Below are 12,496 nucleotides of genomic sequence, written 5' to 3' on the forward strand. Positions count from 1 at the left end.
GGACAGCGCCTGCGACAATACAAGGTCTTTGACCTAGACCCTGCCGCGTCCTAGTTCAACGTCGCGGCGGAAAAGGGGCCGTGTGATCATGCTGAAAAATCTTCTCGGTCTCAGGGAAAGGGCCTCGCCGGGCCGCGAGGCCTATGGACTGGCCGTCTCCCGCGCCCGCGCCCGCGAATTCTATCTGGACCACGGGGTCGAGGACCGGATCGACGCCCGATTCGAGCTTTATACCCTGCATGTGCTGCTGCTGGTGCTGCGTCTGCGCGACGAGGACACGCCTGCGGCCCGGGACGCGGCCCAGGATCTGTTCGACACCTATGTATCGGCGCTCGACAATGCGCTGCGCGAACTGGGCGTCGGGGACGTCGCCGTGTCGAAGAAGATGCGAAAGCTGGGCGAGGCGGTCTACGGTCGTATGAACGCCTATGAGGCACCGTTGCGCGCGAACGATGCCGCCGGCCTGGCCGAGGCCCTGGACCGCAACGTCTATGCCGGCAGCGGCGCGGACCACGCGCCCTGGCTGGCCGCCTACGCCCTGGAATGCCGGGCACGCCTCGCGGCCCAGCCGGTCGACGCCTGCCTGAAGACCCCCGACTGGGCCGGGGTGTCCTCATGAGCGGCGCACCGCCCGTGCTGATCGAGGCCGTCCGCATCAACCAGATCGGGGACATGCGAACCTTCACCCTGGCCCCCGATGCGGAGACCCGCCGGGCCATCGCAAGATGGCTGGATATTCTGGACCTGCCCCGGTTCGAGGCCGAGCTGACGCTGGTGCCCGCCCGGGTCGGCTGGCATCTGTCGGGGCGGCTGACGGCCGAGGCCGTTCAGGCCTGTGGCCTGACGCTGGAGCCGGTCGAGGAGCAGATCGACGAGACCTTTGGTCTGGATCTGGTCGAGGCCGATGAGCACGCGGACGGCACCGAGGTCGAGGTCAGTCTGGACGAGGATGCGCCGGACGTGATCAGCGACGGGCGCATCGACATCAGCCGTCATGTGCTGGAACATCTGTCGCTGGCGCTCGACCCCTTTCCGCGCAAACCCGGGGCCGTGTTCGAGGCTCCGGAAGAAACGGCCGAGATTTCGCCCTTTGCCGTGCTGAAGGGCCATGTCAAACCGCGCGCCGATAGCGACGGCTGAGTTCGCAGAACGGTTGCATCCGCCGGGCCGGGCGCTATCGTCCGCCACCCGGGGCCGACCGGCCCCCCAGGAGTTTTCTGCTTGTCGAAGACGCTCGTCATTTCGCTGGACGCCATGGGCGGCGACCACGGTCCGTCCGTGGTGGTGGGCGGGATTGCTGACTATCTGAAGGCCCATCCGGGGTCGGACCTGCGGTTTCTGGTGCATGGCGATGCGAACGCGATCGAGGCCCAGATCGGGGCGCACCGGCTGCACGGCGACAGGATCGACGTCCGTCACACCGACAAGGTTGTGGCCATGGACGAAAAGCCGGCCCAGGCGCTGAGGCGCGGCAAGGGCTCCAGCCTGTGGAACGCCATCGAATCGGTGAAGTCCGGCGAGGCCGCCGCCATCGTCTCGGCGGGCAATACCGGCGCCCTGATGGCCATTGCCAAGCTGCAGCTGCGCATGGCCGCGCCGGGACTGGAACGTCCGGCGATTGTCGCCAGCTGGCCGACCCTTCGCGGCATCACGGCCGTGCTGGACGTCGGAGCCAATATCGACTGCGACGCGGCCCAGCTGATCGAATTCGCCATCATGGGCGACGCCTTCCAGACCGCCGTCCACGGCACGAAGCGCCCGACCATCGGCCTGCTGAACGTCGGCTCGGAAGACATGAAGGGCCACGAACAGGTGCGGGAAGCCCACCGCCTGCTGCGCAGCGGCGCCTTCGATCTGGACTATCACGGCTTTGTCGAGGGCGATGACATCGCCAAGGGCACGGTCGATGTGATCGTCACCGACGGCTTTACCGGCAATGTCGCCCTGAAGACGGCGGAAGGCACGGCGCGGTTCATCTCGGCCCTGCTGAAGGACGCGCTGATGTCCGGCCTGCCGTCGCGGCTGGGGGCCATGATGGCGCTGCCGGCGCTGAAGAAGATGCGCAGCCGCATCGATCCCAATGCCATCAACGGCGGGCCGCTGCTGGGCCTGAACGGCATCGTCGTCAAAAGCCACGGCGGGGCCAGCGCCTATGGCTTTGGCAATGCCATCCGCGTGGCGGGCGATCTGGCCCGCAGTGATTATATGACCAAGGTCAGCGCCAGCCTGAAGCGCATGACGACCGTCCTCGAGGAGGACGAGGCCGGTTCGGCAACCGGCCCCGGTGTGGAGACTGACCAGTGACTGTTGTTCGTAGTGCCGTGACCGGCGTCGGCGCCTATCTGCCGGAAAAGGTCGTGACCAATGCCGACCTGGCAAAGTTCGTCGATACCTCGGACGAATGGATCGTCGAGCGGACCGGCATCCGTCAGCGGCATCAGGCCGCGCCGGATCAGCCGACCAGCGACCTGGCGGTCGAGGCGGCGAAAAAGGCCCTGGCGGAGGCCGGCAAGACCGCGGCCGACGTCGATCTGATCATCGTCGCCACCACCACCCCGGACATGACCTTTCCGGCCACCGCCTCGATCGTGCAGAGGAAGCTGGGTGTGCCGGTCTGTGTGGCGTTTGACATCCAGGCCGTGTGCTCGGGCTTTGTCTATGCGCTGAGCGTCGCCGACGGCTTCGTCGCGCGTGGAACCTCGAAATGCGCTCTGGTCATCGGGGCCGAGGAAATGACCCGACTGATGGACTGGGAGGACCGCACCACCTGCGTCCTGTTCGGGGATGGCGCCGGCGCGGTGGTGCTGGAGCCGGTCGAGGGGCAGGGAACATCGGCGGATCGCGGCATTCTGGGCTCGGCCCTGCGCTGCGACGGCACCAAGACCGACCTGTTGTATGTCGACGGCGGTCCGGCCACGACCGGTCAGGTCGGCCATCTGCGCATGCTGGGCAATCAGGTGTTCCGCCACGCGGTCGTCAATATCGCCGAGGCCATCACCGCCGCCGCCGAGGCCGCCGGGATCGAGATCGCCGATGTCGACTGGTTCGTGCCGCATCAGGCCAATCAACGCATCATCAAGGGCGTCGGTGACCGGCTGGGGCTGGATGAAAACAAGGTCGTCTCGACCGTGGCCCTGCACGCCAATACCTCGGCCGCATCCATCCCTCTGGCCCTCGATTCCGCGATCCGGGACGGGCGGATCAAGCGCGGCGATCTGGTGCTGCTGGAGGCCATGGGCGGCGGTCTGACCTGGGGTGCCTGCGCTCTTCGCCTGTAAAACGAATTTCCGCCTTTCCATTTCAACGGCTTTCAGCCTTTAATGTGGAACTGACTTCAGCGAGGGGAGGGACGCTTGGACGACCATCACACGCTCACCCGGGCCGATCTGTGCGACGCGGTGCATGAGGCCCTGGGCCTGTCGCGCAATGAATGCGCCACCCTGGTCGAGCGGACGCTGGGCCTGATCGTCGAATCGCTGGAGCGCGGCGAGACCGTGAAACTGTCGGGCTTTGGCGTCTTTCAGGTCCGGGAGAAGCGCGCGCGCATGGGCCGCAATCCCAAGACCGGCGTGCCCGCCGCCATCAATCCGCGCCGGGTCATCAGCTTCCGCGCCTCGCAGATCATGAAGAGCCGCGTCCACGCCGCCGCCGCCGGCTGAACGGAGGGCCGCGCGTGGCCAAAAGCCCCGAAGCCTTTCGCAGTATCTCCGAAGCCGCCACCGAGGTCGGCGTGCCCCAGCACGTGCTGCGCTTCTGGGAGACCAAATTCGCCTTTGTGACCCCCGTGAAACGCGCCGGGGGCCGACGCTTCTATCGCCCCGAGGACATCGAGGTCCTGAAGGGCGTGCGGCGCCTGCTGCATGAGGAAGGCCTGACCCTCAAGGGCGTCGCCCGCCTGCACAAGGCCCAGGGCGTCAAGCGCATCCTGGGCCAGGAGCCCGTCGGCCCCGCGCCGGTGAGCCCCGCCCCCGAGGCCCCGGTCGGGCCGGAGAGCCCCTTCGCCGCACCCGGCCTCACCGCCGAGCAGCGCCAGCGTCTGGCCGAGGTGCTGCGCGATATTGAGGCCGCGCAAAGCCGGCTGGAGGCCGCCCTCGGTCGCTGACAGCTTTATTGTGCCATCCGGCCGTGATTTGGGTTTACGACGCAACGGCTCCCCGTCTATAGGGAGCGCCTTCGGAGCGTGGCGCAGCCTGGTAGCGCACTTGACTGGGGGTCAAGGGGTCGCAGGTTCGAATCCTGTCGCTCCGACCATCTTCCGCAATGAAGACGGTTGGTTGAAGGGGTCGCTTTCGGGCGGCCCCTTTGCAATTGGGGTGGTTGTCGCGGGCGTTGTCACAGGCGCCGTTATGGGCTGGTCCAGGGTCCGCAATCTGGCATGGCGTCGATGACCGATCTCGACACATCACACACCTTCAAAAGGTCCGCTTAATAGGTCGTCCGCATCTCGGTCTAAGACGACGACCGCCATCCTTGGCGGCCACTACACGTTACGGTCAACGTCGGGATAGCGTGCGTCCAACACGAATCATTCAGGATAGGCGGATGACCCAACCGCCAATGCTGACGCCACCGCCCTTCACCATCATCTTGGACTTAGCGCTTGACCCGGTCTGGCCGCCCCAGAAGCCGGTGACGCTTCTTGATCAAAGGACGCAGGACATCGCGATCCGCTTGGACGCTCTACCAACCGGCCAATGGATACTAACCTTTGCCGAGATAGGGAAGCGCGAGCTCAGTTGGCATCTGCCCGTGATAGAACTGCACGCCACAAACGTTAAAGCGGCTTTCGCCATGCGAGCCGATTACACTCTGTCGGTAGTTGTTGGCGGGGTTATCGTTCTTAGCGAGCAGGTGCAACATCCTGTCTACCAGAGAGTGAGCATCCCGAGAGCCCCCGGCGACCAGTCCCTGTTGTGGGCCATTTCTATTGATCGAGATGAGCGACGACACGTAGATTTAGATGAGGCTCTGCTGAAAGCCGACGATGCGCTCGACCGCCTGAGGGGGCATTTCACCTTCGAGGAGGCGGTTGGACACTGGACCGACTTCCTCGTTAGCTGGCGGCGCTGCATCAACAAATGTGATCGGATTGGCACGCAGGCCGATCGGTCCTCTTGGAGGAAATGCACTCTCGACATTGATGAAGATGAGACTCTGACGTTCGTCAGCGAGGCCCGGAACGCCCTCGAACACGGCGTAGCCCAGAGTTTTAGGCTTAGGCCAGCCGAAACCGGCAAGAACGAGCCGCTGATCGGAGGGTCGTTCGTGGCACCCGCTGTTCTCACGCCGATCGAGATAAAAGATCGCCAGAAAGCAATTCGAGTTCCATCGCGTGGTCTGGGCGTCACGCTACCCGAGCCAAATCCCTTTCAGTTAGCACAGATTGCGTTGGCTTACGCGTGGCGGCGACGGAACGAAGCAATCGACTTGGCAGGCGAAAAGCATCAGTACTGATGCCTGCCGCCAGTTTAAGCCTGCACGCTGGCATGACTCCCGCTTTCCACCCATCCCTGACCTCCCGCAAGTCCGTTGGTCGGTGACTGGCGGAGTTGCGGACTCTCCGGCAGGGCCGTGCTCATCGGGCTCGAGTAGACGTCGCCCCCGCGGCCTCCTACCGCAGCTGGCTGTCCTTGCTGCCGCGGCGGTTGATGGCGGAGTGGCGGATGGTGGCGTCGCGGCCGGACTGGCACTGGACGCAGGTGGTGACGCCGGGCAGGGCGAGGCGTCTGCGCTCGGGGATGACCTCGCCGCATTCGACGCACTCTTCCGTGCCGGGGCCGGTGGGCAGGCGGGCGCGGGCCGACGAGACCGCGTCGCCGACCGTATCCTCGATCTGGTCAAGAACCGCGCCGTCGCGTGTCCAGCCGCCTGCCATTGTGTCGTCGCTCCATCCGGATCTGTTCCGTATGGATATGGAAAGTCGGCAGGAATTTTAAAGGTCCCGAAGGACCCGGGTCAGCGGGGCGGCGGCTCCTGCTCGGCCCACTTCAGGAGGGGGAACAGGGGGATGCCCCAAGCGATGCCCGCGATCGGATAGAAGATCAGGTCGGTCCAGAAGGAGCGCGGCAGGAGGGCGTGGATGGCCAGCACCGCCCAGATGTAGAAGGCCAGAAAGGCGAGGATGCCGACCATGGCCACCAGACGCCGCATGCGAACGGGCATCAGCGGGTATTCCGGAACAGGAAATGGGCCCCCAGCGCCAGCGCCGCGCCGACAACCGACCAGATGACCCACGGCCACTGGTCCATGGTCGCCACGGCGAACACCCGCACGGCCAGAAAGCCTCCGCACAGGGCCCCCGTGAAGGCCACCAGCAGCGGTGCGGCCAGGCCCCGCCGTCCGGTTACGGCATCAAACCCTAAGGCCAGGGCCGCTGTCAGGATGACGGCCACCGCGATGTCCAGATTGCCCATGTCCGTCTCCGATCCTGTGCGACGGCGTGACCGTCAGAAGCGACTCGATCTTGCCGTCATCGACAGGCATATCGCCTGTATCGAGGTCGGGTCCATCGGCCTTTCACTGTAGTGTACCCGTGGCGAGCTTTGAATGAACCGTTTTGGTCAGCCCGAGCGTAGCGTTTCCGTGGCCGTCTGGCTGTTTCTGGTGGCGGCCCTGGTGTTCGCCATGGTCGTGGTCGGGGGGATTACCCGGCTGACCGGCTCGGGCCTGTCGATCACCGAATGGAAGCCCCTGATGGGCGCCATCCCGCCGATGAACGCCGCCGACTGGCAGGAAGCCTTCGACAAGTACAAGGCCATTCCCCAGTACCAGCTGGTCAATGCCGGCATGAGTATGGCCGAGTTCCAGAGCATTTTCTGGTGGGAGTGGATCCACCGCCAGCTGGGCCGTGTGATCGGTCTGGCCTTTGGCCTGCCGTTCCTGGTGTTCCTCGCGGCGCGCCATGTCACCGGCCTGAGGCGCATGGGTCTGCCCGCCCTGCCGGACCGGCTGGTCTGGCGATGCCTGATCCTGCTGGTGCTGGGCGGCCTGCAGGGCGTGGTCGGCTGGTGGATGGTGTCGTCGGGGCTGGAGGCGCGCGTGGACGTGGCGCCCGAGCGCCTGGCCTTTCACCTCGGGCTGGCGCTGCTGATCTTTGCGGCCCTGATCTGGACGGGGCTGGAGGCGCTGAACGGGCCCGAGCGGTCCGAGTCGCCGTCGGGCTGGACACGCGGGGCCAGCCTGATGCTGGGGCTGGTGTTTGTGCAGTGCCTGCTGGGCGCGCTGGTCGCGGGGGGCAAGGCCGGGCTGGTCTATACCGACTGGCCGCTGATGAACGGGGCCTTCCTCGCGCCGGTAGACTGGGGGCAGGGGGCGCTGGCCTTCCTGCACGATCAGGCCCTGACCCAGTTCAATCACCGTATGACCGCCTATGCCCTGATGCTGGCCGTGGTGATCTATGCGGTTCAGGCCTGGCGCTGGCGACTGGCCGAGGGGGCGGGAGCTGCGGCCTGGGTGCTTCTGGCGACCGTGATGATGCAGGCCGGGCTGGGCATCGCCACCCTGATGCAGGGTGTGCCCCTGTGGCTGGGCGTGTTGCACCAGGCCGGGGCCGCCGTTGTGCTGGCGGCCGCGACGGTCAATCTGTGGCTGGTGATGCGGTCGCGGCCCCGGCGCTTTATCGCCGGACCGAGGTCCATGGGCCTCTGATCGCCAGGGTCATGCCCGGGTACATGATGTTGACGAACAGCACCTGTCCGTCCGGCGAGAAGCAGGCGCCGGCGAACTCGGCATTCCCGGTGAAGACGTTGCGGGCGATGGTGTAGAGCTTGCCATCCGGAGTCACGCCCTTGATGTGATTGCGGATCTGGCTGGAATAGTTGTCCTCGCACAGGATCAGGTCGCCCCAGGGGGCGATGGTCAGGTTGTCGGCCATATTGACCATCTTCTCGTCGGTGCTCTCGACGAACAGCTGCAGCCGGTCGGGACCGCCGTCGATGCTCGGCTGCAGGCGCATGACCTGGCCCCGGCGGATCGGCCCGCCAGAGGTGGCGGTCATGTAGAGCTCGTCCTGACCCCACCACAGGCCTTCGCCCCGCGCGACCAGGGCCGCGCCCGCGGCATGGCCGCGCTGACGCAGGTCGTCATTGGGGGCCTCGACATCCTCCATGTCGATCCAGTCGACCTCCAGCCAGTCGCCGACGTTCCACAGCCGGTCGTCCTGGTTCCGGGTGTCGGCCCCCGCCTGTCCCCGCACCACCATGGCCTGAAGCGTGCCGCCCTCGGCCAGCCTGTCGGCGACCTTGGGAATGAAGCGGTAGAACAGGCCGTCGTTCTTGTCCTCGGTCAGATAGACAATGCCGGTCCGGGGATCGATGCAGACCGCTTCGTGATCGAACCGGCCCATGGCCTTGAGCGGCACGGGCTCGACCAGCCCTTCGGCCGTCGCCGGGACCTCGAAGACGAAGCCGTGCGGCCGGGTGACGTTGTCCGTCTGGGGCAGCTCGGTGTTTTCCTCGCAGGTCAGCCAGCTGCCCCAGGGCGTGATCCCGCCGCAGCAATTGGTCGAGGTGCCGATCAGCGACAGGTATTCGCCGACCGTCCGGCGGCTTTCCAGATCATAGATAAGCGTCGTGGTGCCGCCCGGCAGGGGGCGCCCGTCCTTGTAGGTGTCATAGGACTTCGAGACGTCGACGCCGCCGATCCGTTCCTGATTGAGGCCGCCCGGACCCAGATTGCGATGCAGGGCGCTGGAGCCCTTCAGTTCGTGGTTGCGGACCAGGGCCACGCGACCACTGCCGAGATCGAAGCAGCCCATGCCGTCCGGCTGGCCGGGCACGAACAGCCCGTCTTCCATGGTGTCGCCGCTCTGGGAGATGACCTGATAGGTGAACCCGTCCGGCAGATCGAGCAGGCCGGCGGGATCGGTCTTCAGCGGGCCATAGCCTTCCACCTCATTGATATAGGTCTCTGCGGACTGGCCATGGGCGAAGCGGGCGAGGCCGGAGAAGGCCAGGCCGGCGGCACCGGCGGTCAGCAGCTGGCGGCGGATCAGGGACATGGGAGGCTCCTTGTGCGCCGTATATGCCGCCTCAACATGCCGGGATCATCACCATTCGATGACGATTGCGGGACGGATCGTCACAGGTCCAGATCGGCCTGGGCGAAGCGGGCGTTCTGCTGGATGAAGTCGAAACGCGGCTCGGCCTTCTTGCCCATCAGCCGCTCGACCAGATCGGCGATCTCGCCTTCGGACTCGGGCAGGGTGACGCGCGCCAGGGTCCGCTTCTTCGGATCCATGGTGGTTTCCTTGAGCTGCGACGCCATCATTTCGCCGAGGCCCTTGAACCGTCCGATCTCGACCTTGCGGCCCTTGAAGGTGGTGGCCAGCAGCTCGTCGCGATGGGCTTCGTCGCGGGCGTATTCCGACAGGTTGCCCGCCTGGATGCGGTACAGCGGCGGCAGGGCCATGAACAACCGACCCTCGCGGATCACCTCGGGCATGACGCGATAGAAATAGGTGATCAGCAGAGCCGCGATGTGGGCGCCGTCCACGTCGGCGTCGGTCATGATGATGACCCGCTCATAGCGCAGGTCGCCCAGGTTGAAGCGGTTCCCCGGCTGGACCCCCAGGGCCAGGGTCAGGTCGGACAATTCCACATTGGCGCGCAGCTTGTCCGCCGTCGCCGAGGCCACGTTCAGGATCTTGCCGCGCAGGGGCAGGATGGCCTGGGTCGCGCGGTCCCGGGCCTGCTTGGCCGAGCCACCGGCCGAGTCGCCCTCGACGATGAACAGTTCGGTGCCCTCGGCCGCCTGACGGGTGCAGTCGGCCAGCTTGCCGGGCAGGCGCAGCTTGCGGGTCGCGGCGGCGCGCTGGACCTCCTTGTCCTTGCGGCGCTTCAGCCGATCCTCGGCCCGGTCGATGATAAAACCCAGCAGGGCGTTCGCCTGTTTGGGGCTTTCGGTCAGCCAGTGGTCGAACGGGTCGCGCAGCAGGGCCTCGACCAGGCGCTGTCCCTCGGGCGACGACAGCCGGTCCTTGGTCTGACCCTGGAACTCCGGATTTCGGATGAAGACGCTGATAAGGGCGCCGGCATTGGCGATGACGTCTTCGGCGGTGATGATGGTGGCGCGCTTTTCATTCGACAGCTCGCCATAGGCCTTCAGACCCTTGACCAGGGCGGCGCGAAAGCCGGCCTCATGCGTACCGCCGTCGGGGGTTGCGACCGTGTTGCAATAGGACTGCACAAAGCCATCGGCCTCGCCAAAGCCGATCGGGCTCCAGGTCACGGCCCATTCGACGGCGCCGGTCTCGCCCTTGCGTTCAACCCGGCCGCTGAAGGTCGGGGTGACGGTCTCCAGCTCACCGATCCGCTCGGCAAGGGCATCGGCCAGGCCGTTGGGGAAGTGGAAGACCGCCGCCTCCGGCGTCGCATCAACGATCCGTTCGGGGGCGCAGGTCCAGCGGATTTCCACGCCCCGGAACAGATAGGCCTTGGAACGCGTCATGCGGAACAGGCGCGCGGGCTTGAAGGCGGCGCCCGTGCCGAAGATGTCGGCATCGGGCCGGAAGCGGATCAGGGTGCCGCGCTTCTTCGACGGTTGTCGCTTTTCGAGGCCGCCCTGCGGCAGGCCGCGCGAGAAGCTCTGGTGCCACTCATGGCCGTCGCGCCAGACGGTGACCTCCAGCTGGTCCGACAGGGCGTTGACGACCGATACGCCCACCCCGTGCAGGCCGCCTGAGGTCTCATAGGCCTTGCCCGAGAATTTGCCGCCCGAGTGGAGTACGGTCATGACGACCTCGAGCGCGGACTTGCCGGGGTGTTTGGGGTGGGGATCGACCGGGATGCCACGACCGTCGTCCTGGACAGACAGGAAGCCCTCGGCGTCCAGCTCGACCTTGATCAGTTTCGCATGGCGGGCCACGGCCTCGTCCATGGCGTTGTCCAGCACCTCGGCGAACAGGTGGTGCAGGGCCCGCTCGTCCGTGCCGCCGATGTACATACCGGGGCGCTTGCGGACAGGCTCCAGGCCCTCCAGCACCTCGATCGAGGAGGCAGAATAGCCGGTCGTTGCCACGGGTGCCTGTACGGGCTCGGCGGGCCTCACGGCCGCGACGGGGGCCACCGGCGGGCGCGGGGACCCCGCCGCAGGCTTTTCGGGCTCGGGCTCGGGCAGGTCGAACAGGGACGGCGCGGAGGTGGGAGGCATGACCTCAGTTTGGAACGATTCGAGGGGAGGTCAGGTAGGCCCCTCTGCGGCGTCGGGCAAGCGGAACCGTGGCGGTGTGGCGTCTCGGCATCGGGTCGGGCGTCAGCGCCCGCGCCGTCATGGCCAGAAACAGCGCCCAGGGCAGGTTCGCATGGCTGAGCAGCACGCTTTCCGACGCGCTCAGCAGGGTGAAAACCAGCAGATAGGCCAGCGAAAACCCGCCCTCGCGAAGGCCCTGACCGCCCAGCCGGAGGACCAGCGCAACCAGGGTGATCATCATGATCGTGCCGACCAGGATCGCGCCCGGCCAGCCGACCTGGACCAGCAGGTCGATCCAGCCGTTGTGCGCCGATGGCACCAGCCACCCGGTTTCAAGCCGGACATAGAGGGCGGGCACCGACTCCTTGCCCCAGAAGGCGCTGTAGCCAAAGCCTGTCCACGGGCGTTCCGCGACGCGCCGCATCAGGCTTTCCCAGATGTCCGTCCGCCCGGTCAGGGTCGGATCCTTGCCCAGCAGCTCGAGGATCAGGGCGGAATTGTCGGTCCAGACCCAGGCGGCGATGCCGGCCGCGGTCACTGCGCCCCAGACGGCCAGCACCGACAGGACGGGCCCACCCCGACGCATGATCCACAGGCCGCCGATGACCCCCAGCCCGGCCATCAGACACAGCAGGGAGGTCTTGGACTGGGTGCCCAGCATCAGGCCGATGCTGATCGCCAGGGTCAGCAGGGCCGTCCAGACGGTGCGCTCATGCCGGTCGGGCGCAGCCAGCACTGCGGCCGACGCCACGGCGGTTGCCACCATGACGATCCCCATCTGGTTCTTCTCGTACCAGAGCCCGCGCCAGAGACCGGCGTTGTCTTCCTGGTGGATGCCGATGGCGGGAAAGGCCAGCACCATGACCAGACTGCCGATCGCCATCACCAGCCCGGTGTGCATCAGCAGGCGGGGCAGCTGCGCCCCGGTAAAGGCGACGCCCAGATAGACGGCAAAGGCGCTGGTCATGAACAGGGCGATCACGCGCCGGTCCGTCACCGCCGGATCGATCGACCAGTAGCGCGATGCCAGCGCCAGCAGGGTCAGAAGGCCGAGAATGATCCACGCGGGCCAGGCCGAGGCCATCCGCCCGAGACGGTTGAGGATCAGTCCCAGGGTAATCGCATAGACGGGCAACCAGATCAGCCTGAGGATCGGCGTCTCACCCTGATCCGGCGCGAACACCGGCCCGATCAGCGCCCCCGTCAGCATGACGATCACCAACCCCGCCGCAACCTGTTCCCACAGGGGCGGCGCGGGCAGGGACAAGGCCGAATCTCCCGGTGAGGCGCGCACCCCCGGAAGGTGAAC

At 66.4% G+C, this 12,496-nt stretch carries 14 protein-coding genes and 1 tRNA gene; 9 read left to right on the top strand and 6 right to left on the bottom strand.

Translation table 11 applies throughout. The features are described from left to right. Positions 1 to 88: 88 nt before the first annotated feature. From IBJ06_RS05220 to IBJ06_RS05255, 8 genes are all read left to right on the top strand, one after another. A complete protein-coding gene (locus IBJ06_RS05220; protein ID WP_292157924.1) occupies positions 89 to 619 on the top strand; it encodes a ubiquinol-cytochrome C chaperone family protein in 531 nt (176 codons plus the stop codon). After that, on the top strand, positions 616 to 1,140 hold the full coding sequence (locus IBJ06_RS05225; protein WP_292157926.1) for a DUF177 domain-containing protein: 525 nt from the start codon (positions 616 to 618) through the stop codon (positions 1,138 to 1,140). The genes IBJ06_RS05220 and IBJ06_RS05225 overlap by 4 nt, the downstream gene beginning before the upstream one ends. An 81-nt stretch (positions 1,141 to 1,221) precedes the next feature. Then, the gene (gene plsX, locus IBJ06_RS05230; protein WP_292157928.1) at positions 1,222 to 2,304 is read left to right on the top strand and encodes a phosphate acyltransferase PlsX; all 1,083 of its coding nucleotides are present in this window, start codon (positions 1,222 to 1,224) and stop codon (positions 2,302 to 2,304) included. Beyond that, positions 2,301 to 3,278, top strand: a complete 978-nt coding sequence (locus tag IBJ06_RS05235; RefSeq protein WP_292157930.1) for a beta-ketoacyl-ACP synthase III — start codon at positions 2,301 to 2,303, stop codon at positions 3,276 to 3,278. The genes plsX and IBJ06_RS05235 overlap by 4 nt, the downstream gene beginning before the upstream one ends. Positions 3,279 to 3,353: 75 nt before the next feature. Next, positions 3,354 to 3,659 (top strand): integration host factor subunit alpha, encoded by a 306-nt coding sequence (locus IBJ06_RS05240; protein ID WP_292157932.1) that lies wholly within the window; start codon positions 3,354 to 3,356, stop codon positions 3,657 to 3,659. A 14-nt stretch (positions 3,660 to 3,673) separates the two neighbouring features. Further along, a complete protein-coding gene (locus IBJ06_RS05245; RefSeq protein WP_292157934.1) occupies positions 3,674 to 4,102 on the top strand; it encodes a MerR family transcriptional regulator in 429 nt (142 codons plus the stop codon). Between the two features lie 72 nt (positions 4,103 to 4,174). Next, positions 4,175 to 4,251, top strand: a tRNA-Pro gene (locus IBJ06_RS05250). 291 nt (positions 4,252 to 4,542) lie between these two features. Further along, the gene (locus tag IBJ06_RS05255; RefSeq protein ID WP_292157937.1) at positions 4,543 to 5,454 is read left to right on the top strand and encodes a hypothetical protein; all 912 of its coding nucleotides are present in this window, start codon (positions 4,543 to 4,545) and stop codon (positions 5,452 to 5,454) included. A gap of 157 nt (positions 5,455 to 5,611) precedes the next feature. Here IBJ06_RS05255 and IBJ06_RS05260 read toward each other — a convergent pair whose 3' ends face one another. The 3 genes from IBJ06_RS05260 to IBJ06_RS05270 all read right to left on the bottom strand — a co-directional run bounded on the left by IBJ06_RS05260 (position 5,612) and on the right by IBJ06_RS05270 (position 6,413). Beyond that, complete coding sequence (locus IBJ06_RS05260; protein ID WP_292157939.1) at positions 5,612 to 5,875, bottom strand: DksA/TraR family C4-type zinc finger protein; 264 nt, start codon at positions 5,873 to 5,875, stop codon at positions 5,612 to 5,614. Positions 5,876 to 5,955: 80 nt separating this feature from the next. Beyond that, positions 5,956 to 6,162: a DUF2842 domain-containing protein gene (locus IBJ06_RS05265; protein ID WP_292157941.1), complete on the bottom strand. Its 207-nt coding sequence runs from the start codon at positions 6,160 to 6,162 to the stop codon at positions 5,956 to 5,958. Beyond that, on the bottom strand, positions 6,162 to 6,413 hold the full coding sequence (locus tag IBJ06_RS05270) for a transglycosylase (RefSeq protein ID WP_292157943.1): 252 nt from the start codon (positions 6,411 to 6,413) through the stop codon (positions 6,162 to 6,164). The genes IBJ06_RS05265 and IBJ06_RS05270 overlap by 1 nt, the downstream gene beginning before the upstream one ends. Positions 6,414 to 6,546: 133 nt before the next feature. Here IBJ06_RS05270 and IBJ06_RS05275 point away from each other — a divergent pair, with 133 nt between their 5' ends. Further along, positions 6,547 to 7,647 (top strand): COX15/CtaA family protein, encoded by a 1,101-nt coding sequence (locus IBJ06_RS05275; RefSeq protein WP_292157944.1) that lies wholly within the window; start codon positions 6,547 to 6,549, stop codon positions 7,645 to 7,647. On the opposite strand, the gene IBJ06_RS05280 is transcribed toward IBJ06_RS05275, so the two are convergent. The 3 genes from IBJ06_RS05280 to IBJ06_RS05290 all read right to left on the bottom strand — a co-directional run bounded on the left by IBJ06_RS05280 (position 7,616) and on the right by IBJ06_RS05290 (position 12,454). Further along, on the bottom strand, positions 7,616 to 8,998 hold the full coding sequence (locus tag IBJ06_RS05280; RefSeq protein ID WP_292157946.1) for an alkaline phosphatase PhoX: 1,383 nt from the start codon (positions 8,996 to 8,998) through the stop codon (positions 7,616 to 7,618). The genes IBJ06_RS05275 and IBJ06_RS05280 overlap by 32 nt on opposite strands. Before the next feature lie 80 nt (positions 8,999 to 9,078). After that, positions 9,079 to 11,148 carry a DNA topoisomerase IV subunit B gene (gene parE / locus IBJ06_RS05285; protein ID WP_292157948.1) on the bottom strand — a complete coding sequence of 690 codons (2,070 nt, stop codon included), beginning with the start codon at positions 11,146 to 11,148 and terminating at the stop codon, positions 9,079 to 9,081. Positions 11,149 to 11,152: 4 nt separating this feature from the next. Beyond that, positions 11,153 to 12,454 (bottom strand): O-antigen ligase, encoded by a 1,302-nt coding sequence (locus IBJ06_RS05290; RefSeq protein ID WP_292157950.1) that lies wholly within the window; start codon positions 12,452 to 12,454, stop codon positions 11,153 to 11,155. Positions 12,455 to 12,496: the final 42 nt, after the last annotated feature.

The organism is Brevundimonas sp. (genome assembly GCF_016742135.1).
Taxonomy (GTDB): Bacteria; Pseudomonadota; Alphaproteobacteria; order Caulobacterales; family Caulobacteraceae; genus Brevundimonas.